A 22784-nucleotide genomic window follows, 5' to 3' on the forward strand; every position below is an offset into this window, starting at 1 on the left:
AATCAACTATCCGCCATGGTGGCCAGGGCCGCCTTGTCGTAGACGCCGCGCATGGCGGTCGCCTGTCTTGCCAATGAAAATCTGCGGCTTCGGCGGGCGGCTGCCTCACCGAGTTCTCGCCGGCGCTGCGTGTCGCTGCAAAGACCATTGATGCATCTGGCGAGATCGCCCGGATCGCGCGCGTCGTAGAACATGGCCGCCCCGTCCCACAATTCGCGGTAGGTCGAGATATCGGCAAGCACCAAAGGCGTCGCCGACATTGCGGCTTCCAGCGTGGCCAGGCCGAACGGTTCGTAGAGCGACGGCGATACGAAAATGCCGGCCCGCGCCATCAGCGAGCGCACTTCCTCGTGTGGTACCGGCCCGACGGGAACGGCGTGGCTGAAGCCAACATGCTGGCCGTCCGGCCCTTGCAGCGAACCGGCGACGAAGACCGGCCATTGCGTTAGGGAGGCGGCCTGGTCAAGCACCGCCGCGTTCTTTCCTTCATCCCACCAGCGCGCGGCGGCGAAAACCACCGATTCCCGCCTTTCGCCCTTCGCGCCCGGCCGTGCGCCGTTGCCGACGACGCTCAGCCGCGCGATCGGCCCGTAGCAGGTTTCGAGCATGTCGGCATGGCTGCGGCTCGGTGCAACGACCATGCCTGCTTTGTCGAAACCGCGCCGGTTACGGTCCTTTTGCCAGGCCCACTCGCCGTCCGCCGCCTGTCCCTTGACGGCGTGGAACCATGTCACGACGCAGGAATGCGATACCGCAACGATGGGGCAGGGCACGTCGAGCGCCGCCGCCTGCGTCGGCGCGTTGAGATGGACGACGTCGACAGCGTAGTCACGTATGAGTGGGCGCAGCTCCTGCTGCAATGTGTCGAGAACGTGCTCGCTGCGGGTCATCCAGTCCGGCGGCGTGTTGAGCCATGTCAGCGCCGCGAAAGACTGGGCCTCCTCGGCCTGCTGCCTGGACGGTTCCGGACCAAGCCCGGCAAGCACGACGCTGTCGCCGCCGGCGACCAGTTGCCCGGCCAGATCGAGCGTATAGCGCCAGACGCCACCGACGGCATCGACGGTCATCAGTATGCGACGCGGCGGGCTCAGTGTCCGCAACATGTGGCCTCCAATTCGGCCAGCGGACGCGGCCGCTTCTCCTGGATGTCGCTGAACGTTCGGAAGGATGCGAGGTAATGTTCATGCGCGCGCTCCCAGGCGAGGTCGTCGGGCTCGCCCCAAAGTTCGCGGTAGCTCGGCGAACTCGGATAAGGATAGAGCGGCACCGGTTCGTTGGCCCAAACGCCGTTGTCGATCAGGTGCTTTCGCCAATAATCGACGAGCGCGGGATCGTCCTCGACCACGCCGATCAGATTGGCCTGCACGAACGGCACGTGGCGCCTTGCGTCGACCAGCAGCGCGGCCAGCTCCTCGGTGCCCAGCCGGCAGCGTTTTGCCAGCATGGCGCGGCCTTCCACAGTCAGGCTTTCGAGGCCCGCCTCGATCGAGACGCAGCCGGCGGCACCGAGCAGCTTCAGCAATTCCGGCTTCCAGAGGTCGATACGGGTCTGCACGCCGAACTTCACATCGCGATCGACCAGCGCCTCCAGCAATGCCTTTTGCGGCAGGAAGATCTCGTCGATGAAGTAGATGTAGCCGACACCCTGTGCGATCAGCCGGTCGATCTCGGCGATCACTGCTTCGTGGTTCCGGCGGCGATAGGCATCGCGAAAATCGATCTTGGCGCAGAAACTGCAATTATACGGGCAGCCGCGCGACGCCTCGACCTCCGCGCCAAAACCGACCTGGTTGTCGTCGAAGCGGTGATGGTGGTGCGAATGCGCGGCAATCCAGTCCGATGGCCATTCGAGCGGCGGGTGATCGATGAACGAGCTCGCATGCACGCCGCCGTTCGAGACCAGTTCTCCATCCTCGAAATGGGCGGTGGACGGCACCGCGGTCCAGTCGTCGCGCCGGGCAAGTTCCGCGACCACTTCCTCGCATTCGCCGCGCACGACAATGTTGACGCCAAGCTTGCGCAAAGTCGGCGTCGGCGTCGCCGAGCCATGCGGCCCGACGGCGACGGTGCGACCGCCGCGCCCGGCAAGATGATTGAGGAAATCGGCCGGCACGCGCAACTCGGGCGGTGCGCAGCGCCAGAACAGGTAGGTCGGCGCGGTGCTGACGACGGTTATGTCAGGCTCGAATGCGGCGGCGCGATCGGCGAGCGCGGCGTTGTCGAGCTTCTGGATCTGCCCGTCCAGCATCAGCACCTCGTGGCCGGCAGCTTCGAGCAGCGCTTTCGAATAGCCGAGTTCGAGCGGCAGATGCGGCTGGCGGCAGCCGAAATAGATGCTGTCCTGGTAGGTCCAGGACGGATTGACCAGGGCGACCTTCATGCCACGTACCTCGCCGGTTCGGGATGCGGGTCGAGGCGATGACGCTGCAGCCAGTCGGCGAGGTCGCGGATGCCGTTTTGCCACGAGACATGCGCTTTCCACCCCAGCGCCGCCTCGATCGCGCGCGTGTCGGCGACGAAGAACGGTTGGTCACCGGTGCGTTCGCGGTCATAACGAATCGGAACGTCCCGTTTCGTTATGTCGCGGATCTCCTTCAGCAGCATGCGCAGGCTGACAGCGTTTTCCGGTCCGCCGCCGAGATTGAATGCCTGGCCCTTGACCGCCTCGATCCGGTCCAGCACAGCGCGATAAGCCGCGACCGCGTCGGCAACATGCAGGATGTCGCGCACCTGCTTGCCATCGCCATAGATGGTGATCGGCCGGTCGGAGAACGCGCTAAGCAGGAAATGGGCGACCCAGCCCTGATCCTCCGTCCCGAATTGGCGCGGTCCATAAATGCAGCTCATGCGCAGCACCGCGGTCGGCAGATCGTATGACTTGGCGTAGTCGAGGACATACTGGTCCGCCGCGCCCTTGGAGCAGCCATAGGGCGTGCAGAAATCGAGGCCGCGCGTCTCGTCGACGCCGTGCACACGGATGCCCGCATCGCAAGGCGCGTAGTTGCCGTCCTCTTCGCGCATGGCGAGGTCGGCGAGGCGGCCATAGACCTTGTTGGTGCTGGCGAAAACGACGGGGATGCGCTTGCCGCTGCAGCGAGCGGCTTCCAGGACGTTGAACGTGCCGCGCAGGTTGATGTCGAAATCCTCGTCCGGCCGAACCAGGCTCGTGGTGACGGCGGTCTGCGCGGCAAGGTGGAAAACTGCCTTCGAACCTGCGACCAGCGGCGTGAGCGCCTTTGCGTCACGGATATCGGCGATTTCGACGGCGAGGCGGTTGCCGTGCTTTTGCGTCAGCCATTCGAGGTTCTGCTCGACGCCGGGACGGCTCAGATTGTCGATGACCAGCACCGGCTCGCCGTCCGACAACAGGCTGTCGGCGAGGTTCGAGCCGATAAAGCCGCTGCCGCCGATAATGGCGATGGGCGCTTCGCGAAAATTGCGTGAATCCGGTCTCATGACACCAGCCCTCGCACTTCGAGTTCCCGCTTCATCTCGGCGCTGCGATCGATGGCGACCGTGTTACGCACCCATGCGACGAAATCGCCGAGCGAATGCTCCAGCCGGTACTGCGGCTGGAAGCCGAGCAGTTCGCGCGCCTTCGAGATATCGGCAAAGCAGTTGCGGATATCACCGGAGCGTGCCTTGCCGAGGATTTCCGGCTGGCGGCCGGGCACGCCCATCGCCTCGGCAAGCAGCCGGGCGACCTCGCTGACCGCGTAGGCGCGCCCGCTGCCGATGTTGATGACGTGGCCGCACGCCTTGGGCTGTTCCAGCGCCAGCCGGAAGGCGAGGGCAATATCGCGTACATGAACGAAATCGCGCTGCTGTTCGCCGTCTTCGAAAATCAGCGGCCGCTGGCCATTGGCGATGCGGGAGGCGAAGTTCGCCAACACGCCGGTATATGGGTTCGAGAGCGCTTGTCCTGCGCCGAAGACATTGAACAGGCGCAGCGCCACCGCGTCGACGCCATAGGCTTCGCCGAAGATCAGCACGGCACGTTCCTGGGCATATTTTGTCAGCGCGTAGATCGAGGCGAGGTCGACCGGTTTTTGCTCGTCGGTGGGCAACGGCGACAGGACTTCACCTTCCGGCGACAGGGGATTCCATTGGCCGCTGCGGATGTCGTCCGGCTGCCGTTTTGCATTGTCGATGCGCCGGCCGTCCGGCGTGGCATAGAGACCCTCGCCATAGACACTCATCGATGACGCAACGACGATCCGTTCGATCGGGCGTTTGATCAGCGCCTCCAGCAACGTGGCAGTGCCGAGGTCGTTGGCGCCGACATAACGGGCGATCTCGTACATGGACTGGCCGACGCCCACTTCAGCCGCCAGGTGAATGATCGAGTCGACATCTTCGACGGCTTCGGCGATGGCGTCGCGATCGCGAACGTCGCCTTTGATCAGCTTGGCACCTGGCGGCAGGCTGATTGCCTCGCCGCCATGCACCTGATCCAGCAGCGCATCGAGAATTGAAACCCCATAGCCATGTTCAACGAGTTCCTGGGCGACGTGGCGGCCGATGAAACCGCAGCCTCCCGTGACCAGTATACGTTTCACGACAGCTCCTCATACGAATGGCTTTGCCGCCCCAAACTTCCGGGCGAAAGGTTTGTTCCCTTGCTTCAACAAAGTTCAGGAGGCTCGCCGGGGTAGGTTTCAACCAGGCGTGGGAACATCGAAGGCTGCTTGGTGTTAGGAGCCATGTTCGACCAACCGCGCGCACATGCCGGGCAGCGATGCATCTGCTGGTTGTGCAACGCGGGGGATCTCGCGGTGGAATCGAAGGGAGATTGCGATGTCTGAATCGAAGACGACCACCGATCACGACGAAATCCGCCGCTGGGCCGAGGACCGCGACGGGCGGCCGGCGGTGGTGCGCACCAAGGGCGAGGGCGGCATATTGCGCATCGACTTCGGCGAGCCTGAAGAGACGTTTGAGCCCGTTGAATGGGACGAGTTCTTCAGGATCTTCGATGAGAACGAACTGGCCTTCCTCTACCAGGATGAGACCAGCGGCGGAAAGACCAGCCGCTTCAACAAATTCGTCGAGCGCAGCCGGAAAAGCTAACATCGTCTAGTTGCCGGCGGCGGCCGTGGTTAGTGCAGCAGGTTTGCTCCACGTGCCTTGACGATGTTTCGCATGATGCCGTTGAGCCAATCCTCTGTCGAGGAACCAGATCGTCTGTTGTCGATTTCGCCGATGGCCTGCTCGAGCGTTCGCTCGACCAGCCGGTCGGAAGCATCCATGTCTCCCAGCAGCAGACGTGCCGCGAGCCGGAGCTTAGGCAGAAGCGAAAATACGTCGTCTGAGGGCTCGGACGCTCGGCCTCCTTTCGATGCCGACGTCTCGGCCGGAAAAAGAGCGTCGAAAACAGCCTGGCCGTCCGAGGACTTTCTGAGACTGCTGGCATATCGAAGGCGCTCAGGAATAACGATGTCTTCATCGCCGCTGAAAAACACGAACGGCACGCCACGGCGCATCAGTTCGTCCGCTATCGGGAATACCCGTCTTCCGTTGAGATTGACGTCCAGGATCGCAGCTTCCGCCTCCTCCGTGTGTTTCGACGCCTGTTCGACCGTCGCCACGGGGCCAAGTACGACGGCGCCCATCTTGCTGAAATAACGTGCAAGATCGCCCGCCAGCATCCATTCGTCCTCGACGATCAGGATATGCAAGCCTTGCAGGTCGCGCACCTCATTGATCCTTCTTCCTGCGGGTTTTACGGCTGTCGGCGCAGACTTGTTCAAAGTGACGGGCCAGAACCTCTTGCAACCGTTCCGCGAGCGCGAGCAGGCGAGGCGGAATGTTCTCAGACACCGGGAACTTGGTCAGGTCCGGCGAGGGCAACAGGATGCGCTTGGCCGGCTTTATTTCAGGTGGTCGTTTTGCCATTGGAACCGCCTCCAAAGTCAAATGTTAATGCCCACCGACGGTGCTTTGTTCCGTTGGTAGACTATTCGCTGGCCGGAGGCTCGGCGCGGTCTTAGTCTAAGGCCCGATTGGGCGGCTTTGTGTTCGCGGCGGTTGTCAGGGGCGTGGCGTGGCATCCCAGAATGGAAGATTTCCCATTGTCGGTGTCGGCGCATCGGCCGGCGGCATTCCCGCGATGGAGGGCCTGTTCAAAGGACTGACCGGCGGCACCGGCATGGCGTTCGTCGTCGTCACCCATCTCAGCCCGGAGCGGGAAAGCCTGCTGCACGAGGTCATCCGACGTTATACCGAAATGCCGGTCGTCGTGGCCGAGGAGGGCGCAGCGGTCCAACCCGACCAGGTCTATGTGATGCCGCAAAACGTCGTCCTCACCATCCGCAAGGGCGCGCTTTCGCTGCGCAGGCCGAACACGCTCAACCGCGAGCGCAAGCCGATCGACATCTTCTTCAGCGCATTGGCCGAGGACCAGGGCGAGTATGCCGTCGGCATTATCTTGTCGGGTGGTGATTCGGACGGCACGCTCGGCGCCAGGGCAATCAAGGAGCATGGCGGGCTGACCATTGCCCAGGCGTCCAACGGTTCCGCCCCACGCAATCCGGACATGCCGCAGAGCGCGATTTCGAGCGGCCTGATCGACATAGCGGCGCCCGCCGAGCAGATCGGTGCAAAGCTTCAGGCGTTTGCCCGCGGCTTCGATGTGCTGCACGGACTGACCGAGGCGGACGACGAACACAAGGCCGGGATGGATCGGGCCCGCGATGAAATCTACGCCATTTTGCGCAGCCATTCCGGTCACGACTTTTCCGGCTACAAGACCAAGACGTTCCTGCGTCGCGTAAAGCGGCGCATGCAGATCACGCAGCTGCAGTCGATCACCACCTACATAGAACGGCTGAAGAGGGATCCCGACGAGGTGGCGAAGCTGTTTCGCGACCTGCTCATCAACGTCACCAGCTTTTTCCGCGACGCCGAAGCGTTCAAATTGCTGGAGGACAAGATCCTACCGCAGATTTTCGAAGGCAAGAACGCCTCCGATGCGGTGCGTGTCTGGGTACCCGGCTGCGCCACCGGCGAGGAAGTGTTCTCGATCGGCATGCTGATGCGCGAACGTATGGAGAAGCTTTCCGCGCCGCCGCGCGTCCAGATATTCGCGACCGACATCGACGAGCCGGCGCTCGCGGTGGCGCGTGCGGCGCGTTATCCCGAAGCGCTGCTGCACGGGCTTTCGCCACAACGTAGGCAACGCTTTTTCAACAGCGACGGCGCGAGCTACGTGCTTGGCAACGAGGTGCGCGAACTGTGCATCTTTTCGCCGCACAGCATTATCCGCGATCCTCCCTTCTCGCGCATGGATATGATTTCCTGCCGCAACCTGCTGATCTATTTCGGCCCGCAGATCCAGAACCGGGTGATTCCAATCTTCCATTACGCGCTGAGGCCGGGCGGCTATCTGTTCCTCGGCACCTCGGAAAGCGTCGGTCAGCACGGCGACCTTTTTGCCACGGTCGACAAGAAGCATCGGATTTTCCAGGCGCGGGAACATTCCACGCCGCGGCCGCTGGTTCTGATCGGCAATGGCCCCACGGGTGCCCTTCCGGTCGGACGCGGCGGCTCGACGAAGGATGCCGCCAGCCATTCACTACGCCAGGCGATCGAGGCTCAGGTGCTGGAGCGGTTCGCCCCGCCTCACGTTCTGGTCAATGGCGATGGCGACATCGTCTACTATTCGGCGAGGACGGGCAAATATCTGGAAGCACCGCAAGGCGCCCCGAGCCGGCAGTTGCTGACACTGGCCCGCCGCGGGCTGAGACTTGAGCTGCGCGCCGCGTTGCGGGAGGCAGCCACGACGCGCCGCACGGTCGTTCGGGAGAACATAGCGGTCGAAGAAGACGACGGACAGCTTCAGTTCATTACACTGATGGTCGAGCCGTACACGGAACGCGGCAATGGCGAGCCCCTCTACCTCGTCCTGTTCAATCCGGTGGGACAGGCCCAGATCCGCTCCGATCCGGCACGCGAAAGCCGCGGCGCCGAAGATACGACCGATCTCGAACGGGAGTTGCGCGACACGCGCGAGCGGCTGCAGTCGACCATCGAGGAATACGAGACCGCGCTGGAGGAAGTAAAGTCTTCGAACGAGGAACTCGTCTCCGTCAATGAAGAGGCGCAGTCGACCAATGAGGAGCTTGAGGCCTCGAAGGAGGAGATGCAGTCGCTCAACGAAGAGCTCAACACCATCAACGCAGAGCTGACTGGCAAGATAGAGGAACTCGACCGCGCCAACAGCGATCTCAGAAACCTGTTCGAAAGCACGGAAATCGCCACCATCTTCCTCGACCGCAATCTTGTGGTGCGGACCTTCACTCCCGCCGCGTCGTCGTTCTTCAACTTGCGTCCGTCCGATGTCGGCCGACCGCTGACCGATCTTTCGAGCCAGCTCGACTACCCCGAGTTGAAGCGGCACATCCAGGCGGTGTTCGAGACGGGAGAGACCCTGAACCATCACCTTGCGCGCGACGACAAGGGCCGGTTCTACTTGGTTCGCATCAACCCTTACCGGGACAAAGGCGGCAGCATCCAGGGCGTGGTCGTGACCCTGATCGACGTGACGACGCTGGCGCAGGCTGAAGAGCGTCAGCAGGTGCTCATCTCGGAGCTGAACCATCGTGTCAAGAACATGCTGGCGGTCGTCGCCAGCATCACCAACCGGACGCGTGAAAACTCGGCCTCGAAAGACGAGTTCGCCGAAGCCTTGATCGGCCGGCTGCAGGCGATGTCACGAGCCTACAGTCTGCTCTCGCGAGAAAGCTGGACGGAAGCCTCCGTCGAGGAACTGCTGCGCCATGAACTCGATCCCTTTGGGGCCGAACGGTTCGAGCTCGATGGCAAGCGGGTAAGCCTCAAGCCTGTGCAAGGGCTCTCCTTCGGCATGGCAATTCATGAGCTGGCGACGAATGCCGCCAAATATGGCGCACTGTCGAAACCTGCCGGGCGGATAGTTGTCAAATGGTCGGTGGCGGATGGCACCTTCAAGCTCGTCTGGCGCGAGAAGGGCGGCCCCCGCATCAAGGAGCCAACCGACAGCGGCTTCGGCCTTACCCTTCTGCGTGGAGAAATCGGTTACAGGCTGGGCGGAAAAGTTGAAACAAGTTTCCGCTCAAATGGTTTGGAGGTGGAAATTGCATTCCCTCTGACCCGCGAGGGCTCGTCGTGACCGGAAAGGTGCGTGTGCTGATCGTCGAGGATGAATGGCTGATCGCCGACGACGCGGCGGCTTACCTGCGCAAGGCCGGCCATCAGGTGGTTGGGCCGGTTTCGTCGGTGACGGCGGCCCTCCGGCTCGTTGGCGAAGGCGGGATCGACGCGGCGCTATTGGATATCCAGTTGAACGATGAAACCAGTTATCCGGTCGCGGAGGCATTGCGGGGGCGAGGCGTGCCGTTCGCTTTCCTCTCCGGGTATGGCGAACGCGAGATTCCGGCCGGGTTCCGCGCTTGCAGGATCGTGCAGAAGCCGGCGAGCCAGAGTGCGATCCTGAATGCCGTGGATGAACTCGCGCGAGCCGGCTGAGGTCATGATTTGAACCAAGCCACATCCGCATAGTGCGTGCCTGCCGCGAACAACGAACGCCTAGGCAACAATCCGCACCGGTACCGATTTGGCGGCCGGGACATGAGCCTTCTCGGCTCTGTGCCAGAGAGGAATCAGCGGGTTGAGCTCGGGATAATAACCGGCGCAATTTCCCTCCGGCACTGAGAAAGGCGTGATGCGCAGCCCGCGCACGCGGCGCTCCACGCCATCCTGCGCATTGGCTTCGAGATCGACCTCCTGTCCCGCGCTCAAGCCGAGGCGCTGGATATCCTTCTCGTTCATCAACAGCACCATGCGTGTGCCGCTGATGCCGCGCAGCCGGTCGTTGTAGCCGTAGACGGTCGTGTTGAACTGATCGTTGGAGCGGACCGTGATCAGTGTCAGCACATCGCGGCCGACGACATCGATGTCAGGATCGGTTTCAAGGCCAGTTGGCAGCTTGAAATTGGCCTTCTTGTTCGGCGTCTCCCACACCCGCTTGCTCGCCTTGATGTCGCGATGGAAGCCGCCGGGCGTCAGGAAGCGCTTGTTGAAGTCGCGGAAATGCTGGGGGTAGCAGCGCTCGATCTCGTCGCGGACGCGGGAATAGTCGCCAACCCACTCATCCCATGGGATCGAACTCCTGCCCGGCACCGTCGCCTTGGCAAGTTCGGCGACGATCCTGGGCTCTGAAAGCAGATGCGGCGAAGCCGGAGGTCGCGACCCGAACGAGCCGTGGATACAGGCGGTGGAATCCTCTATCGACACCCTTTGGTCGCCGCTCGCCTGATGATCTCTTTCCAGCCGTGACAGGCAAGGCAGCAGATAGGTTGTCCGGCCGGCGATCAGATGGCTGCGGTTGAGCTTGGTCGCGATCTCGACATGCAGGTCGAGCCCACGCCAGGCTTTCTCGACCAGGCCGGTTTCCGGCACGGCCCGCACGAAATTGCCGCCGAGCCCGACGAAGCCCTTGACCGATCCGTCGATGACGCCCTCGCAGGTCTCGACCGTATCGAGACCTTTCTCACGCGGCGGTTCAAAGGCGTAGAATTCGGCGAACTTGTCGAGCGGGACGAGCTCGGGTTTTTCCGATATGCCGACGGTGCGCTGTCCCTGGACATTGGAATGGCCGCGCAGCGGCGAAATACCGGCGCCGGGTTTTCCGATATTGCCGCGCATCATCAAAAGGTTGCACAGCATCTGGACGTTCTCGGTGCCGTGCCGATGCTGGGTCAGGCCCATGCCGTAATTGCCGATCACCGCGTTGGCATGGCTGTAGACCTCGGCGACATGCTCCAGATCGGCCTGCGCAATGCCCGATCGTGCGACGATATCGCTCCACTGGGTGTTGCGCAGGAAGGCTTCGAACTCGGCGAAGCCATGCGTGTGCTCGGCGATGAAAGCCGTATCGAGGGCACGCGTCCTGCCGCTTTCGCGGGCGGCATCGTCGAGCGCCAGCAACGCTTTGGCGATGCCCGTTATCGCGGCGATGTCGCCGCCCGAACGGACCTGGAAGAAGTCGCTGGACATTTTGGTGCCCGGTCCGGGCGACAGCATGTCGATGGGGTTTTGCGGATTCTTGAAGCGCTTCAGTCCCCGCTCGGGCAAAGGATTGAAAGTGAAGACGGGCACGTTGCGTTGACGTGCCTCTTGCAGCGGATGCAACAGGCGCGGCGCCGTCACCCCGGTATTGTGCCCGAAGAAGAGCATCATGTCGCATTTCGCAAAGTCTTCGAGCTGCACGGTCCCGACCGGCGAACCGATCGATTCCGGCAAGCCGACCGAGGTCGATTCATGACACATGTTGGACGAATCGGGCAGGTTCGAAGACCCGTAGATCCGCGCAAAAAGCTGATACATGAACGAGGCCTCGAGCGAGGCGCGGCCGGACGTGTAAAATACCACCGATTTGGGATCGAGCCGTCGCAATTCGGCAGCTATGTCGCGGAATGCATCGTCCCAGGAAACCGGTTCGTAACGGTCGACGGCGGCATTGTAGCGCATGGGCTCCGTAAGCCTGCCCTGTTTCTCCAGATCGTGGTCCGGCCAATCGAGCAATTCCGCCACCGAATGCTCGGCGAAGAAAGCGGGTTCGCAGCGCAGCTTGGTCTGGTCCCACATCGTCGCCTTGGCGCCGTTTTCACAGAATTCGAAAGGCCTCGGCTGGGCTGGCTTTGCCCATGAGCAAGACACGCACATATAGCCGTCGGCCTTGTTCTGCTTGAGCAGCGTGCTCCATATCCCGGACAACAGCAGGCCTTCGCCTCGCGCCTTGCGGACCAGGGATTTGAGCGATCCCCAGCCGCCTGTCGGGTGGTCGTATTTCTTGGTTTCGATGCGATCGGTTACGGCGGGTCTCATGCGAGCCATTCTCTGTAGAAGAGCACTCATACGAACCCGCCATGGGGCTGAATGTTCCGGCCGGCTCCGCGCCGTGCCACCGGAACCATTTCCGCCATGGTTTGTTCGGCTCGAAGAAAGGAGCCGTGCGAAATGGAGCGACGCAACGCGTTAATTGCGATGGTGATTTCGGCCATCATCATCGTCGGCTTTCTCATAGGCTTTTTGTACGGCGATATGGGCTGGCAAACCTCGCCGCTCAAAAGAGCCGCTGAACAGAACCAGGGCGGCAATGCTCCGGCCGAGACCTCGCCTGCCGCCGGCATCAAGAAGAACCCGAAGGAAAATACCGAAATGCCAGGCCAGCAGTGAAGGCGAGTCCAGCCATGAAGTTAGCCAATGCCACGAACTGAAACGGGTTCCTGTTTTTGCGGCGCCATAACGGCGCAAATGCGCGGCGAGCCGTTCTGGGTTTGCTCCGATCACGATGACGACTGTCGCAAGGCGATAGGAAGCCCGCTAACGGTGTGGGTCGGCTATCGGCCCTCTGAATTCACCTTGCTCACCGGCGCACCGAAGACCTTTTCGAAAACCCCCGGCGTGCTCCGGTCCTTCTGCGCGGATTGCGGAACATCGATCGGCTATGTCGACCAGGGCCTGCCTGACGAACTCTATCTGGCGATCGGCTTTCTCGATCACCCCGAACGGTTTCCGCCACAGGCCCACGCATACTGGGACATGAGGTTGCCCTGGGTCGACTTTCCAGACGAGCTGCCGCGGGTGGGGACGTATTCGAGGCGGCGAGATCCGGTCTTCGGAAATCCGGCGGAACGCTAGGTTTCGATCCCCTCGCTGGTTGGAAAACGTGCCAGTCTGGCTTCGTACGAAAACGACAATTGGCGCGCGGCTGAAAACGCGCGATCATGTGCCAATGGGCCGCCGTTTGGATGACAAGCTCGATTGCAAGGCGTGCGGGACGATCCTGATGGAGATTCCCGACAATCCGAAGGATTCGACGCCGATCTATTGCAGCAATTGCGGCGCCTATCTCGGCGAATGGGGCGATCTGCAGGAGGACTTCTTCAGGCAGGCGTTCGGCGCCCAGGCCTTCGATCTGAACAACGGAAACATCATCAAGAAATAATCCTGGATTGTGCGGGCACCCCGCCGGCCCCAAGCCACGGCCTATGGACCCGGCTCGTTGCGGCAATCGCCGTTCGTATCGGACCCTCGGGAACCTTTCTCCCGAGCCGCTTGTTTGGGTGGCGGAAGGAGAAACGCCATGAGCACGAAACCTCCCCCTGTGCCGCCTAAGAATCTGAGCCCAAAGGGCGCCGGTGACAAAAAATCGGTAGCAGCCGACCAGGCACCGCAATCCACCGTCCCCGATCCCGACAAGCAGGGTCAGCAAGGCAATACGAAGGTCAACACCACTCATCAAGGCAACGTCCAGGATCGCTAGGCCATGTCCACGTCGAAGAAAACTCCTGCCAGCATCCGCCAGGGCGGTCCCGGCGCCGCGCACGAAAACGCCAAGAAGCCGCTGAGCGTCGAAAAGCCGCCGGCCGATTCAGACCTGCGCAGCCACAGCAAGGTCTCCGGCGGCGGCGGCGAACGCGACAGCCACCATATCCATGACCCCGAAAAGAAAGGCGACACTCGGCCGGCGCATCAGGACAAGTGAAGTCGGGCGGCGACGCGACTACCGATGGGGCTCGAGCGAAATGTCAGCGGGGACGGCGCGCCAAGGCAATCGGCACGACGTTGTCGACATTGACCACCGGCAAATCGAACAGCATCGGAAGCCCCCGCGTCGCGGCCATTTCCACGATCAGCTCCTCGATGGAGTGATCGGTCAGAAGGGTTTCGACGCCCAGCCGGATCATCGCCGCCAGCTTGTGCACCGGCACCGGCACGGACTTCGCCCGGTCGTCGAGCAACTTGCTGATTTCGATCACGACGTCGGCGTCGATATTCCTGGGCAAGTCTCGCATAAGCGCCTCCCCGCCAAACGAAACGAAAAGCCCGCCGCACCTTTCGATACGGCGGGCGATCCAGTGATGCGCACCGGCGAGGGGATCGGGGGTGGGCGTGCCGGCGCGCGCAGATCGCAAGTAATTTTAGTTAAATCCGCCAACTTCGATGTGTCACGGAAAAACGTCTGTACGTTTTTTACCGAACCGCGCGGATCGTTAGCTGTCCCCGCCGTCGCGCGGCGCGGCAGCACAGACGGCGCGATCCTCTGCCCTCCGGACAGCGAGCTCAAACAGTATACATTATAGACTTGAAATATCTTGCCAGGTGATCCAGCCTGTGCTCCACTTGAGCCGGGAACAGGGCTGGCAGGTCGATTTCTGCCGATACATGGCTGCATTTCAACGGCACGACTGCGAGATCACAGCCTCAAACGATATACGAAATCTTCGCATGGGAAGGCGTGGATGACGGAAACGATAGAGCTCAAACGGGTTGGCGATGGCAATCTGCGTGCCCAGGTCTATCAACAAGTCCGGCTGACGATACAGCATGGCGAATTGGCGCCTGGCCAGAAGCTGGTGGATGTCGATATTGCCGCCCGGCTCGGCATTTCCAGAATGCCTGTCCGCGACGCCTTGATGCAGTTGGTGCATGAGGGCTATCTCGTCGGCACCACACGCGGCTTCACGCTGCCCACGCTTACCGCAACGGATGTCGCCGACATCTTCGAGGTCCGCCGGTTGCTCGAGCCGCGGGCCGCCGCGCACGCCGCACGGACACTTGACGCCGCTGGCCTCAAGACCTTGGCAGCCGCGCTCCGGGAGGCAGAGGCTGCGGCCGCAGATGGCGATGCCGACCGCTTTTTCCAGGCCAATTCGGCATTCAGGAATTGTTGGCTTGGCGCGGTCGCGAACGAGCGTCTTTCACAAACGATTGCCCGCTTCGCCGACCATGTACTCGTCGTCCGTTTAAGGACGCTGTCGCACCAGCCGACGCAGGCCGTTATCGTGGCCGGCATGCGCGCCATCTACGAGGCATTCGTCAAGCGCGACGCCGTCGCCGCTTACGACCGCATGACCCACTTCATTCAGAACGCCGAGGAGCGTTTCATGAAGCTGAGCCCACCGTTTCAAAACTCCGACGGCGAGGGCAAGAGCATGTCACGGCGGGGGAAATCATGATCAGGAAACAGCACCCGCTGAAAGGGCCGAACAGGTTCAAGCTCGGCGTCTTTTCCATGAACGCCGATGGCGGCCTGGCAATGACCACCGTCCCCGAGCGCTGGCGTGCCCGCTGGGAAGACAACCTCAATTCCGCCTGCATCGCCGATCGCGCCGGCCTCGAGTTTCTGCTGCCGATCGCCCGCTGGCGCGGATTCGGCGGTTTGACGCATGTGCGGGAATGGTCGTTCGAGACTTTCACCTGGGCGGCGGGTCTTGCTGTCGCCACCGAAAACATCGGCCTGTTCATGACGGTGCATGTGCCGCTTGTTCATCCGCTGCAGGCTGCAAAAGCGCTGGCGACGGTCGACCACATCTCCAACGGGCGTGCCGGCTTGAACATTGTGTGCGGCTGGAACCCGGACGAGTTCGCCATGTTCGGGCAGACGGTCGGCGAGCGGACCTACGATCAGGCCGAGGAATGGATCAACATCATCGTGCGTGCCTATCAATCGAGGGAGCCGTTCGACTTCAGCGGCGAGTTCTACGATCTGAAGGGGGTCGTCAGCCGCCCGCCAAGCCTGCAGGCGCCGCGACCGGTGACCATGAACGCCGCCTTCGGCGCGCCGGGGCGCAACTATGCGGCGCGCCACTGCGACTATCTGTTTTCGACTTTTTCCGAAATCGCCGACGGCCGTGCGCATGTGGTCGACATCACCAACCGAGCTGCCGAAGTCGGACGCGAAGTCGGCGTCTATACGGTTTGTCACGTCGTCTGCCGGGAAACCCAGCAGGAAGCCGAGGATTATTACCGGCACTACGCGCTGGAATGCGCGGACGAGGGTGCCGTCGACGAGCATATGCGCAAGAAGAAGGAATTCGCGAACTCGCACGATGCGAAGGCCTTCACCGAATATCGGCAAAGGTTTGCCGGCGGTGCCGGAACCTTCCCGCTCATCGGCACGCCGGAAAAGATCGTCGACGACCTCACCGCGATCATGGACCAGGGTTATTCCGGCGCCGCCCTCACATTCGTCAACTACACCTACGAACTGCCCTTCTTCTGCGACCGCGTGCTGCCGCTGATGCGCCAGGCCGGGCTTCGAGTAAATTGATGCCGGCGGCCGCCATTCCGACGCCGTGGGTGGATGGGCACGACGCCGTTAATCCGCGCGCATTCAAGCAGGCGATGCGGGCCGTGGCGGGCTCGGTCGCCATCCTCGCCTCGGAACATGACGAGATCGGTTTTTGCGGCATCACGGCTACGGCACTCTGCTCGTTCAGTGCCGAGCCGCCGTCGCTGCTGGCCTGCGTCAACCGCGGCAGCACCTTTGCCTCGGCCATTCGCGAAGGTTTGCCTTTTTCGGTCAATCTTCCCGCCGGCGACCAGGAGAACGTTGTGCGTGCCTTTGGCGGCTTGACCAAAGCCAAGGGCGCCGCGCGGTTCTCGTCCGGATCATGGGTGCGTGGCGAAACCGGCGCGCCCTTGCTTGTCGGCGCGCGGGCAATGTTCGAATGCCGGGTGGCCGAAATCATTGTGCGGGCGTCGCACATGATCGTCATCGGCATCGTCTCAGGCGTCGCGCTGGACCGCGCTGACCGATCGCCGGTCTTCTACGCACATGGACGGTTCCTGACAGTAGGAGATGATGCCAGTTAACCGCCGTTCGCGTGGCGGCGCAGCGATTGTAATTTTCAGATCGGCCCGATCATGGGCGAACTATCAAAGGGAACACGGCAATGCGCATTTGGAAATCCCTTGTTCTGGCTGCACTCCTGTCGGGTGTGGTGGGTATCGCCGCGGCCGAGGAGGTCGTCCTCAACGCCGTGCATTTCACGCCGACGCAGAACGGCTACGCCCAGAGCTTCCTGAAGTTCGTTCAGAAGGTGAACGAAAAGGGAAAGGGCGTGGTCCAGATCAACGTCCGTGGCGGGCCGGAGGTCATTCCGCCGATCCAGCAGGGCGCGGCGCTCAGGAGCGGCCTGATCGACGTGATCGACACGCCGGCAGGGCAGTTCCTCGAGCTCGTGCCCGAAGGCGAGGTGTTCTCCGCATCGACGAAGACGCCGTGGGAAGTTCGCGGCAATGGCGGCTGGGAGTTCATCAGCGGAATTTTCGAGAAGAAGGCCAATGCCCATCTGCTGGCGCATGTCGACGCGGGCTCGGGCTTCAACGTCTTCACCATCGACGAACCCAAGCTCAACAGCGAAGGCAGCATCGACTGGAGCAGCCTGAAGATCCGCTCGTCGCCGCTCTATCGCGATTTCCTTGAATCCCTGGGCGCAACGGTGATCGTGCAAGCGCCAGGGGACGTCTACACCTCGCTCGAGCGCGGCGTCGTCAATGCCAACGCCTATACCGTGTTTGGCTATGCGTCGTTCGGCTGGGACAAGTTCACCAAATACCGTGTCGACCCGCAATTCTTCAAAACCGACGTGCTGATCTCGATCAACAAGGCGAAATGGGACACGCTGTCGCCCGAGGCGCAGAAGCTGCTTGCCGACACGGCCGTCGAATACGAGCGCGCGAGCTATGACGCCAATCTTGCCGAGTCGGAAAAGCAGGCACAGGCGATGATCGACGGCGGGCAGAAGGTGATCAGCTTGACCGGTGCCGGCCGCGACAAATTCCTGGCGGCTGCCACGCAGGCGAGCTGGGCGAGAATGGCCAAACGCGATCCCACCAACATCGATCAGTTGAAGAAATTCTTCCAGTAGCCGAGCGGGGGCTGCCTTGTAAGCCCTCCGTCAAAGCTGGGCAAAAGCGGGGCAACGGTGGACATGAGGGTCGTCGGACATGGACAGATTGTTTGCAGCGATTGCGAAGCTGAGCCTTGCGTTGGCGGCGACGGCAAAAGTGGTGCTTGGCCTCATCATCGTCGCGGTGGTTGCTGATGTATGCGTCCGCAATCTGGGCCTGAGGCCGCTTGCCTGGGCAGTATCGGCGACGGAATACGGCCTGCTTTACGCGGCATTCCTGCCGATGCCCTGGCTGGTCCACAGCAAGGGCCATGTCTTCGTCGAGTTCCTGCGCAAGGCGCTGCCGATGCGGGCTCGGGCGGTGCTTGAAAAACTGGTCTATCTCGCCTGCATCGGCGTCAGCCTCTACCTTGGCAGCGTCGCCTTGTTTTCCCTGACAAGCGCCGTGGCGGGCGGCGAATATGAAACGCGCAGTTTCGACATGCCGAAATGGCTGGTCTTTCTGCCCATCATGCTCGCCTTCTACCTCTCTGCGCTGGAATGGCTCAGATATCTCCTCGGCCGTGACACGCTGTACACGCTCGATCCGCTGGAAATGGAAGGGCTCTGACCGGTGGCCTGGCTGTTTCCATTCGCCGTGCTTGTTGGCACCATCCTGGTGTTGATGGGGCTTGGGCTGCCGGTCGCCTTCGCTTTCTTCGTCACCAATGTGATCGGGCTGTACCTGTTCTTCGGCGGTTCGATCGGCGTGACGCAGATGGTCGCCAACTTCTCCGAGGCCGTCTCGACCTATGCGCTCGCTCCGCTGCCGATGTTTCTTGTCATGGGCAGCCTGTTCTTCCGCTCCGGCCTCGGCGAGAAGGTCATCTACGCGCTCGACCTGTGCATCGGCAATCTGCGCGGCCGCCTCGCCTATGTCGTTCTCGCCGCCGGCACCATCTTTTCCGCGCTGTCGGGCTCGAGCCTCGCCAATACCGGCATGATGGGTTCGCTGATGGTGCCGGAGATGCTGAAGCGGGGCTACAAGCCGCATATGGCCTACGGCCCGGTGCTTGGCGCCGGAAGCCTTGCCGTCATCATCCCGCCATCCTCGCTGGCCGTCTTGCTCGGCTCGCTGGCCCAGATCGACGTAGGCGCGCTGCTCATAGCGGGAGCTTTGCCCGGGCTGCTCCTCGTTGTCATGTACGCGGCGCTGATCTTCGCACAGACGAAGATCGATCCGGACGCCTCTCCGCACTATCCGGTGCCCGCCGTTCCTGCGGCCGAGAAGGTGAGGGCGGTTGCCGTCAACATCATTCCGATGAGCGTCATCGTGTTCATGGTGGTTGGCACGATCATCCTTGGAATAGCGACGCCGACGGAATCGGCGGGGCTCGGCTGTGCCGCCGTGTTCGCCTTGTTGTTTGTCTACCGGCGGTTCAGCTGGTCGGTTGTCTGGAAGTCGCTGGACGATGCGATGAAGGTCACCGGCATGACCTTCCTGATCATCTCGGCTTCGACGACGTTTTCGCAGATATTCGCCTTCTCCGGCGCCTCCAACGGCTTTATCCAGTTCATCGTCGGCTATGATCTTGGACCGTATCCCATGCTGCTCATGATGGTGCTCGTCATCCTGCTGCTCGGCATGTTCATGGATCAGGTCTCGATGATGCTGATCACGCTGCCGATCTTCCTGCCGATCGCCCACCAATTCGGCTACGAGCCGGTATGGTTAGGGCTGATCCTGCTGCTCGCCTACGAGGTCGGCTTCACCACGCCGCCGTTTGGTCTGCTGCTGTTCATCATGATCGGTGTTGCGCCGAAAGGCACATCGCTCAAGACGGTTGCCATGTCAGCGGCACCCTACATCGCGCTGACGCTTTTGCTGATCCTGCTGATTGTCCTCTTTCCGCAGATCGCTCTCTTTCTTCCGAATTTGATCTAGTCGAACTCGATCCAGCAGGTGTCCAAATGCGCTTTGCCTATCTTGCTTTCTTCCATGATGACCGCGAGGCAAATTTGGCCATCGCCGGTGAAGACGTTGATGCCGTGCGGGGGGTGATTGCATCGACGCCGGGCCTTGCGCTTGCAAACATCTATCTGCCCGAAGTGGCGACGGACATGTTCAACAAGGATGGCCCACCGCCGGTCTTTGGCTTCCAGCTCTATTTCGACGAATTGGCGGACATGGAGGCGGCGCTGGCGCCGTCCGGCCATCTGCAGGCGCTTGCCGCACCGGGTATGCTGTCGAGCGTCGCCGGTTCGAGGCCGACGCAACAGGCTATGTGCGTGCGTCCGTTTCCCGTCGACGACGCTGGCGTCCAGACGTCGGGGCTCCCCTGCAGCTATCTTGTCCACTATCCCGGGCCGGCCGAAGACATGAATGTCTGGCTCTACCACTATGTGACGCATCATCCGCAATTGATGCGGGGCTTCCCCGGCATTCGCCACATCGAGGTTCTGTCGCGACTGGCGGTTCGCTGCCCTGGCCGCGCATCGACCATATGCAGCGCAACCGGGTCATGTTCGACAGCCCCGCGGCATTGACGCACGCCCTGCAGTCGCCGGCGCGGCTGGAGATGCGCGCCGACTACAAGACTTTCCCGCCGTTTTCAGGCGGCAGCCGGCATTTCCCGATGTCGACGGAAGCCGTGCATCCTTTGCCGCGGGCCACATAGCGCAAACAGGTTTTGCCGACGCCGAAAAATCTCTGGAGATTTCATGTACGACTTTCGCAAGAAATGTGTCTCTCTCGATCGCCTCATCGGCACGTTCTGCGCCATCCCGCACCCGGTGGCGGTCGAAGTGGCGGCCGCCAGCGGGGTCGATTTCCTGTGCATCGACTGGGAGCATTCGCAGATCGGCCGCGAACGGCTCGAGGATCTGGTTCGCGCCGCCGATGTCCACAAGGTTCCCGCGATGGTGCGCGTTCCCGGCCAGACGCCGGAATGGATGGCGGCCGCGCTCGACGCCGGCGCGTCGGGCGTCCTGGTACCCCGCGTCTCGACGGCCGAGCAAGCCCGCATGGTGGTCATGGCCTGCCGTTACCCGCCGGTCGGCGCACGTGGTGTCGGTCCAGGCCGCGCCGCCGGTTATGGCTACAGGATTCCGGACTACCTCAAATCGGCCAACGAGGTCCTGACGGTCGCCATCCAGGTCGAGACGGCCGAGGGCCTCGCCAACATCGACGACATCGTCCAGGTCGACGGCGTCGACGTGGTCTTCATTGGCCCCGGCGACCTGTCGGTCTCGATCGACGCCATGGGGCCGGCCGGCCAGGACAAGCTCAATGCCGCGATTACCAGGATTGCGGCCGTAGCGCGCGCGGCCGGCAAGGCCGTCGGCATCTTTCGCCCTTCGGCGGATGATGTCGGCAAATGGTCGCGGCACGGCATCAGCTTCTACATGCTGGCCAGCGACACGATGTTTCTCGGCGCCGGCCTTGCCGCCGGCGTCGCCTCGGCGCGCAGCGCCTCATAGCAAGAGTTTGCCATGAAGATCATCAAGACCGACGGTGTGCTGTCAGTCGAGGAGGAGCAGCTGCGCTACCTCGACGGCTTGAGCGCCGAGTTTGTCGAAAAGACGCTGCTCACAGAAGATGCCCTGATCGAACACTGCCGCGACGCCGACGCATTGATGGTATTGCGGGAGCCGATCACGGCTCGCGTTTTGGCGGAACTGAAGAACCTCAAGGTCATCGGGCGGTTCGGCGTAGGGCTCGACTCGATCGACGTCGAGGCCGCTAGCCGTGCCGGTGTTCAGGTAACCTACGTGCCGGACGCCAATCTGGTGGAAGTCAGCACCCACGCCATGGCCCTGATCCTGGCCTTGGCGCGCAGGCTGAAGCAGTTCGACAGCGCGGTGCGCGCCGGCCGCTGGGCGGCGATGACCGACGGTGCCGGCATCACGCGGCCGGACAGGCAGATTCTCGGGCTGATCGGCTTCGGCCAGATCGGGCGCCTGACTGCCGAGCGGGCGCGGGTCTTCGGCTATCATATCATCGCCTACGACCCGCATATGCCGGCAGAGCGCATCACGGCCGGCGGTGCCGAACCGGTCGGCTTCGACGAGCTGCTAGCCAGGGCCGACATCGTCTCGCTGCACGTTCCAGCGACACCGGAGACCAGAAACATCATGTCGGCGGATGCCCTGTCGCGGATGAAGGAAGGAGCGATATTCATTAACGTGTCCCGCGGCGGCCTCGTCGACGAGGTCGCGTTGGCGGATCTGATCCGGCGTCGCCATCTGGCAGGCGCGGGCATCGACACGTTCGAGCAGGAGCCGCCTTCGCCCGACAATCCGCTGCTGGCGCTGGACACCGTCCTGGTCAGTCCACACGCGGCGCACTACTCGACGCAGTCTTACGCGGAGGTTCGCAACAAGGTGTTTGCCGACGTCGCAGCGGTCCTGCGCGGCGGCAAGGCGGTATATCCGGTCAACCGGGTGTGACCAATTCCCGATGCCGGCACCATCCGCTGCCTGCCGACAGTTCCACCTTAACGTTCCGGGGCAGGCAGCCTTGAGCGCGACCTCGGCAAGCGGATAAAGACGGGAACGGGTGAAGTGAATTCGCATTTTTTGCCGACAGCGCCACATTTTGTTCTTGCTTTGTGCCGGCAGCTATGCTACTAATTTACGTATGGTGCTGATTCGCACCGAGGACCCGCCGCAAGGCGGTTTTTTTGTTTCAGGTTTCAGCGCCGTCCGTCGAGGCCCTGCTCGGCTTGTTGCGGCGCTCGACGATGTAGATGTGGTCGGCGACCAGCACCACGTTGCCATGCTGGTTGATCACCTCGCAGCGTTCCACGACCCGGCCTGAATCGGGTCGCTTCGGGTCGTCTTCCTTGGCCGAGATGGTGGTGCGGGTCCTGATCGTATCGCCGATGAACACCGGCTTGATGAAGCGCAGCCGGTCGTAGCCATAGGAGAAGGCGACCGGGTTGACGACGCTTGCTGTCAGCCCGACGCCGACCGAAAAGACCAGCGTGCCGTGCGCGATGCGCTGGCCGAACGGCGTCGTCTTCATGAACTCGGCGTCCATGTGATGGGGAAAGAAATCACCGGTATGGCCGGCATGGACGACGAAATCGGTCTCGGTGATGGTGCGCCCGCTGGTCATGCGCG

At 62.3% G+C, this 22784-nt stretch carries 28 protein-coding genes; 18 read left to right on the plus strand and 10 right to left on the minus strand.

What is annotated here, in order from left to right:
* Nucleotides 1-2: 2 nt before the first annotated feature.
* From NKI01_RS13560 to NKI01_RS13575, 4 genes are read right to left on the minus strand one after another with little or no spacing between them, the layout of a single operon-like run.
* Entirely contained in the window at nt 3-1103 is a 1101-nt protein-coding gene (locus tag NKI01_RS13560; RefSeq protein WP_352482804.1) for a glycosyltransferase family 4 protein, read from the minus strand.
* Nucleotides 1088-2380, minus strand: a complete 1293-nt coding sequence (locus tag NKI01_RS13565; RefSeq protein WP_352482803.1) for a TIGR04295 family B12-binding domain-containing radical SAM protein — start codon at nt 2378-2380, stop codon at nt 1088-1090. The genes NKI01_RS13560 and NKI01_RS13565 overlap by 16 nt, the downstream gene beginning before the upstream one ends.
* A complete protein-coding gene (locus NKI01_RS13570; protein WP_352482802.1) occupies nt 2377-3456 on the minus strand; it encodes an NAD-dependent epimerase/dehydratase family protein in 1080 nt (359 codons plus the stop codon). Before NKI01_RS13570 ends, NKI01_RS13565 begins: the two co-directional genes overlap by 4 nt.
* The gene (locus tag NKI01_RS13575; RefSeq protein WP_352493913.1) at nt 3453-4559 is read right to left on the minus strand and encodes an NAD-dependent epimerase/dehydratase family protein; all 1107 of its coding nucleotides are present in this window, start codon (nt 4557-4559) and stop codon (nt 3453-3455) included. The genes NKI01_RS13570 and NKI01_RS13575 overlap by 4 nt, the downstream gene beginning before the upstream one ends.
* 238 nt (nt 4560-4797) lie before the next feature.
* Between NKI01_RS13575 and NKI01_RS13580 the strand changes: the two genes are divergently transcribed.
* Complete coding sequence (locus tag NKI01_RS13580; protein ID WP_023716631.1) at nt 4798-5070, plus strand: hypothetical protein; 273 nt, start codon at nt 4798-4800, stop codon at nt 5068-5070.
* A 29-nt stretch (nt 5071-5099) separates the two neighbouring features.
* Here NKI01_RS13580 and NKI01_RS13585 read toward each other — a convergent pair whose 3' ends face one another.
* Together NKI01_RS13585 and NKI01_RS13590 are read right to left on the minus strand one after the other, a co-directional pair.
* On the minus strand, nt 5100-5648 hold the full coding sequence (locus NKI01_RS13585) for a response regulator (protein ID WP_352547433.1): 549 nt from the start codon (nt 5646-5648) through the stop codon (nt 5100-5102).
* 49 nt (nt 5649-5697) lie between these two features.
* Nucleotides 5698-5895, minus strand: coding sequence for a hypothetical protein (locus tag NKI01_RS13590; RefSeq protein ID WP_352493915.1), 198 nt, complete (start codon nt 5893-5895; stop codon nt 5698-5700).
* 148 nt (nt 5896-6043) lie between these two features.
* Between NKI01_RS13590 and NKI01_RS13595 the strand changes: the two genes are divergently transcribed.
* Together NKI01_RS13595 and NKI01_RS13600 are read left to right on the plus strand one after the other, a co-directional pair.
* On the plus strand, nt 6044-9148 hold the full coding sequence (locus NKI01_RS13595; protein ID WP_352856154.1) for a CheR family methyltransferase: 3105 nt from the start codon (nt 6044-6046) through the stop codon (nt 9146-9148).
* On the plus strand, nt 9145-9504 hold the full coding sequence (locus tag NKI01_RS13600) for a response regulator (protein ID WP_352493917.1): 360 nt from the start codon (nt 9145-9147) through the stop codon (nt 9502-9504). Before NKI01_RS13595 ends, NKI01_RS13600 begins: the two co-directional genes overlap by 4 nt.
* 60 nt (nt 9505-9564) lie before the next feature.
* Here the strand turns inward: NKI01_RS13600 and NKI01_RS13605 are convergent, their stop codons facing one another.
* Nucleotides 9565-11865, minus strand: coding sequence for an FdhF/YdeP family oxidoreductase (locus NKI01_RS13605; RefSeq protein WP_352895229.1), 2301 nt, complete (start codon nt 11863-11865; stop codon nt 9565-9567).
* 51 nt (nt 11866-11916) lie between these two features.
* Here NKI01_RS13605 and NKI01_RS13610 point away from each other — a divergent pair, with 51 nt between their 5' ends.
* From NKI01_RS13610 to NKI01_RS13630, 5 genes are all read left to right on the plus strand, one after another.
* Nucleotides 11917-12216 carry a hypothetical protein gene (locus tag NKI01_RS13610; RefSeq protein ID WP_352963478.1) on the plus strand — a complete coding sequence of 100 codons (300 nt, stop codon included), beginning with the start codon at nt 11917-11919 and terminating at the stop codon, nt 12214-12216.
* Between the two features lie 27 nt (nt 12217-12243).
* On the plus strand, nt 12244-12681 hold the full coding sequence (locus NKI01_RS13615; RefSeq protein WP_023716638.1) for a GFA family protein: 438 nt from the start codon (nt 12244-12246) through the stop codon (nt 12679-12681).
* A gap of 94 nt (nt 12682-12775) precedes the next feature.
* Nucleotides 12776-12988 (plus strand): hypothetical protein, encoded by a 213-nt coding sequence (locus NKI01_RS13620; RefSeq protein ID WP_036244132.1) that lies wholly within the window; start codon nt 12776-12778, stop codon nt 12986-12988.
* A gap of 138 nt (nt 12989-13126) precedes the next feature.
* Complete coding sequence (locus NKI01_RS13625) at nt 13127-13306, plus strand: hypothetical protein (RefSeq protein ID WP_031193315.1); 180 nt, start codon at nt 13127-13129, stop codon at nt 13304-13306.
* 3 nt (nt 13307-13309) lie between these two features.
* On the plus strand, nt 13310-13528 hold the full coding sequence (locus tag NKI01_RS13630; RefSeq protein WP_352963481.1) for a hypothetical protein: 219 nt from the start codon (nt 13310-13312) through the stop codon (nt 13526-13528).
* 43 nt (nt 13529-13571) lie between these two features.
* Here the strand turns inward: NKI01_RS13630 and NKI01_RS13635 are convergent, their stop codons facing one another.
* Together NKI01_RS13635 and NKI01_RS13640 are read right to left on the minus strand one after the other, a co-directional pair.
* A complete protein-coding gene (locus NKI01_RS13635) occupies nt 13572-13958 on the minus strand; it encodes a hypothetical protein (protein WP_352895231.1) in 387 nt (128 codons plus the stop codon).
* A gap of 261 nt (nt 13959-14219) precedes the next feature.
* Entirely contained in the window at nt 14220-14474 is a 255-nt protein-coding gene (locus NKI01_RS13640) for a hypothetical protein (protein WP_352963627.1), read from the minus strand.
* Here NKI01_RS13640 and NKI01_RS13645 point away from each other — a divergent pair.
* The 10 genes from NKI01_RS13645 to NKI01_RS13690 all read left to right on the plus strand — a co-directional run bounded on the left by NKI01_RS13645 (nt 14379) and on the right by NKI01_RS13690 (nt 22109).
* Nucleotides 14379-15002 (plus strand): GntR family transcriptional regulator, encoded by a 624-nt coding sequence (locus tag NKI01_RS13645; RefSeq protein ID WP_352963617.1) that lies wholly within the window; start codon nt 14379-14381, stop codon nt 15000-15002. The genes NKI01_RS13640 and NKI01_RS13645 overlap by 96 nt on opposite strands.
* Nucleotides 15002-16096: an LLM class flavin-dependent oxidoreductase gene (locus NKI01_RS13650; RefSeq protein WP_023716644.1), complete on the plus strand. Its 1095-nt coding sequence runs from the start codon at nt 15002-15004 to the stop codon at nt 16094-16096. The genes NKI01_RS13645 and NKI01_RS13650 overlap by 1 nt, the downstream gene beginning before the upstream one ends.
* The gene (locus NKI01_RS13655) at nt 16096-16641 is read left to right on the plus strand and encodes a flavin reductase family protein (protein WP_352963484.1); all 546 of its coding nucleotides are present in this window, start codon (nt 16096-16098) and stop codon (nt 16639-16641) included. The genes NKI01_RS13650 and NKI01_RS13655 overlap by 1 nt, the downstream gene beginning before the upstream one ends.
* Before the next feature lie 80 nt (nt 16642-16721).
* The gene (gene dctP, locus NKI01_RS13660; protein ID WP_352963487.1) at nt 16722-17699 is read left to right on the plus strand and encodes a TRAP transporter substrate-binding protein DctP; all 978 of its coding nucleotides are present in this window, start codon (nt 16722-16724) and stop codon (nt 17697-17699) included.
* 79 nt (nt 17700-17778) lie between these two features.
* Nucleotides 17779-18291: a TRAP transporter small permease gene (locus NKI01_RS13665; RefSeq protein ID WP_023716647.1), complete on the plus strand. Its 513-nt coding sequence runs from the start codon at nt 17779-17781 to the stop codon at nt 18289-18291.
* 3 nt (nt 18292-18294) lie between these two features.
* On the plus strand, nt 18295-19605 hold the full coding sequence (locus NKI01_RS13670; RefSeq protein ID WP_352963490.1) for a TRAP transporter large permease: 1311 nt from the start codon (nt 18295-18297) through the stop codon (nt 19603-19605).
* Between the two features lie 26 nt (nt 19606-19631).
* Nucleotides 19632-20207: a hypothetical protein gene (locus NKI01_RS13675; protein WP_352963493.1), complete on the plus strand. Its 576-nt coding sequence runs from the start codon at nt 19632-19634 to the stop codon at nt 20205-20207.
* The gene (locus tag NKI01_RS13680) at nt 20183-20338 is read left to right on the plus strand and encodes a hypothetical protein (RefSeq protein WP_352963497.1); all 156 of its coding nucleotides are present in this window, start codon (nt 20183-20185) and stop codon (nt 20336-20338) included. Before NKI01_RS13675 ends, NKI01_RS13680 begins: the two co-directional genes overlap by 25 nt.
* 43 nt (nt 20339-20381) lie before the next feature.
* A complete protein-coding gene (locus NKI01_RS13685; RefSeq protein ID WP_352963500.1) occupies nt 20382-21140 on the plus strand; it encodes an HpcH/HpaI aldolase family protein in 759 nt (252 codons plus the stop codon).
* 12 nt (nt 21141-21152) lie between these two features.
* Nucleotides 21153-22109 (plus strand): C-terminal binding protein, encoded by a 957-nt coding sequence (locus NKI01_RS13690; RefSeq protein WP_352547444.1) that lies wholly within the window; start codon nt 21153-21155, stop codon nt 22107-22109.
* A 238-nt stretch (nt 22110-22347) separates the two neighbouring features.
* On the opposite strand, the gene NKI01_RS13695 is transcribed toward NKI01_RS13690, so the two are convergent.
* Complete coding sequence (locus NKI01_RS13695) at nt 22348-22779, minus strand: MaoC/PaaZ C-terminal domain-containing protein (RefSeq protein WP_352482890.1); 432 nt, start codon at nt 22777-22779, stop codon at nt 22348-22350.
* Nucleotides 22780-22784: the final 5 nt, after the last annotated feature.

Source organism: Mesorhizobium sp. M0815, assembly GCF_040319995.1.
Classification (GTDB): domain Bacteria; phylum Pseudomonadota; class Alphaproteobacteria; order Rhizobiales; family Rhizobiaceae; genus Mesorhizobium.

Excerpts from the sequence above, each read along its gene's own strand:
- NKI01_RS13665 (WP_023716647.1), top strand. The coding sequence starts at position 17,779 with ATGGACAGATTGTTTGCAGCGATTGCGAAGCTGAGCCTTGCGTTGGCG.
- NKI01_RS13690 (WP_352547444.1), top strand. The coding sequence starts at position 21,153 with ATGAAGATCATCAAGACCGACGGTGTGCTGTCAGTCGAGGAGGAGCAG.
- NKI01_RS13630 (WP_352963481.1), top strand. The coding sequence starts at position 13,310 with ATGTCCACGTCGAAGAAAACTCCTGCCAGCATCCGCCAGGGCGGTCCC.
- NKI01_RS13685 (WP_352963500.1), top strand. The coding sequence starts at position 20,382 with ATGTACGACTTTCGCAAGAAATGTGTCTCTCTCGATCGCCTCATCGGC.
- NKI01_RS13560 (WP_352482804.1), bottom strand. The coding sequence starts at position 1,103 with ATGTTGCGGACACTGAGCCCGCCGCGTCGCATACTGATGACCGTCGAT.
- NKI01_RS13655 (WP_352963484.1), top strand. The coding sequence starts at position 16,096 with ATGCCGGCGGCCGCCATTCCGACGCCGTGGGTGGATGGGCACGACGCC.
- NKI01_RS13585 (WP_352547433.1), bottom strand. The coding sequence starts at position 5,648 with ATGCTGGCGGGCGATCTTGCACGTTATTTCAGCAAGATGGGCGCCGTC.
- NKI01_RS13605 (WP_352895229.1), bottom strand. The coding sequence starts at position 11,865 with ATGAGACCCGCCGTAACCGATCGCATCGAAACCAAGAAATACGACCAC.
- NKI01_RS13675 (WP_352963493.1), top strand. The coding sequence starts at position 19,632 with ATGCGCTTTGCCTATCTTGCTTTCTTCCATGATGACCGCGAGGCAAAT.
- NKI01_RS13610 (WP_352963478.1), top strand. The coding sequence starts at position 11,917 with ATGTTCCGGCCGGCTCCGCGCCGTGCCACCGGAACCATTTCCGCCATG.
- NKI01_RS13615 (WP_023716638.1), top strand. The coding sequence starts at position 12,244 with ATGCCACGAACTGAAACGGGTTCCTGTTTTTGCGGCGCCATAACGGCG.
- NKI01_RS13695 (WP_352482890.1), bottom strand. The coding sequence starts at position 22,779 with ATGACCAGCGGGCGCACCATCACCGAGACCGATTTCGTCGTCCATGCC.
- NKI01_RS13680 (WP_352963497.1), top strand. The coding sequence starts at position 20,183 with ATGTTCGACAGCCCCGCGGCATTGACGCACGCCCTGCAGTCGCCGGCG.
- NKI01_RS13565 (WP_352482803.1), bottom strand. The coding sequence starts at position 2,380 with ATGAAGGTCGCCCTGGTCAATCCGTCCTGGACCTACCAGGACAGCATC.
- NKI01_RS13620 (WP_036244132.1), top strand. The coding sequence starts at position 12,776 with ATGGGCCGCCGTTTGGATGACAAGCTCGATTGCAAGGCGTGCGGGACG.
- NKI01_RS13570 (WP_352482802.1), bottom strand. The coding sequence starts at position 3,456 with ATGAGACCGGATTCACGCAATTTTCGCGAAGCGCCCATCGCCATTATC.
- NKI01_RS13640 (WP_352963627.1), bottom strand. The coding sequence starts at position 14,474 with ATGCACCAACTGCATCAAGGCGTCGCGGACAGGCATTCTGGAAATGCC.
- NKI01_RS13625 (WP_031193315.1), top strand. The coding sequence starts at position 13,127 with ATGAGCACGAAACCTCCCCCTGTGCCGCCTAAGAATCTGAGCCCAAAG.
- NKI01_RS13580 (WP_023716631.1), top strand. The coding sequence starts at position 4,798 with ATGTCTGAATCGAAGACGACCACCGATCACGACGAAATCCGCCGCTGG.
- NKI01_RS13590 (WP_352493915.1), bottom strand. The coding sequence starts at position 5,895 with ATGGCAAAACGACCACCTGAAATAAAGCCGGCCAAGCGCATCCTGTTG.
- dctP (WP_352963487.1), top strand. The coding sequence starts at position 16,722 with ATGCGCATTTGGAAATCCCTTGTTCTGGCTGCACTCCTGTCGGGTGTG.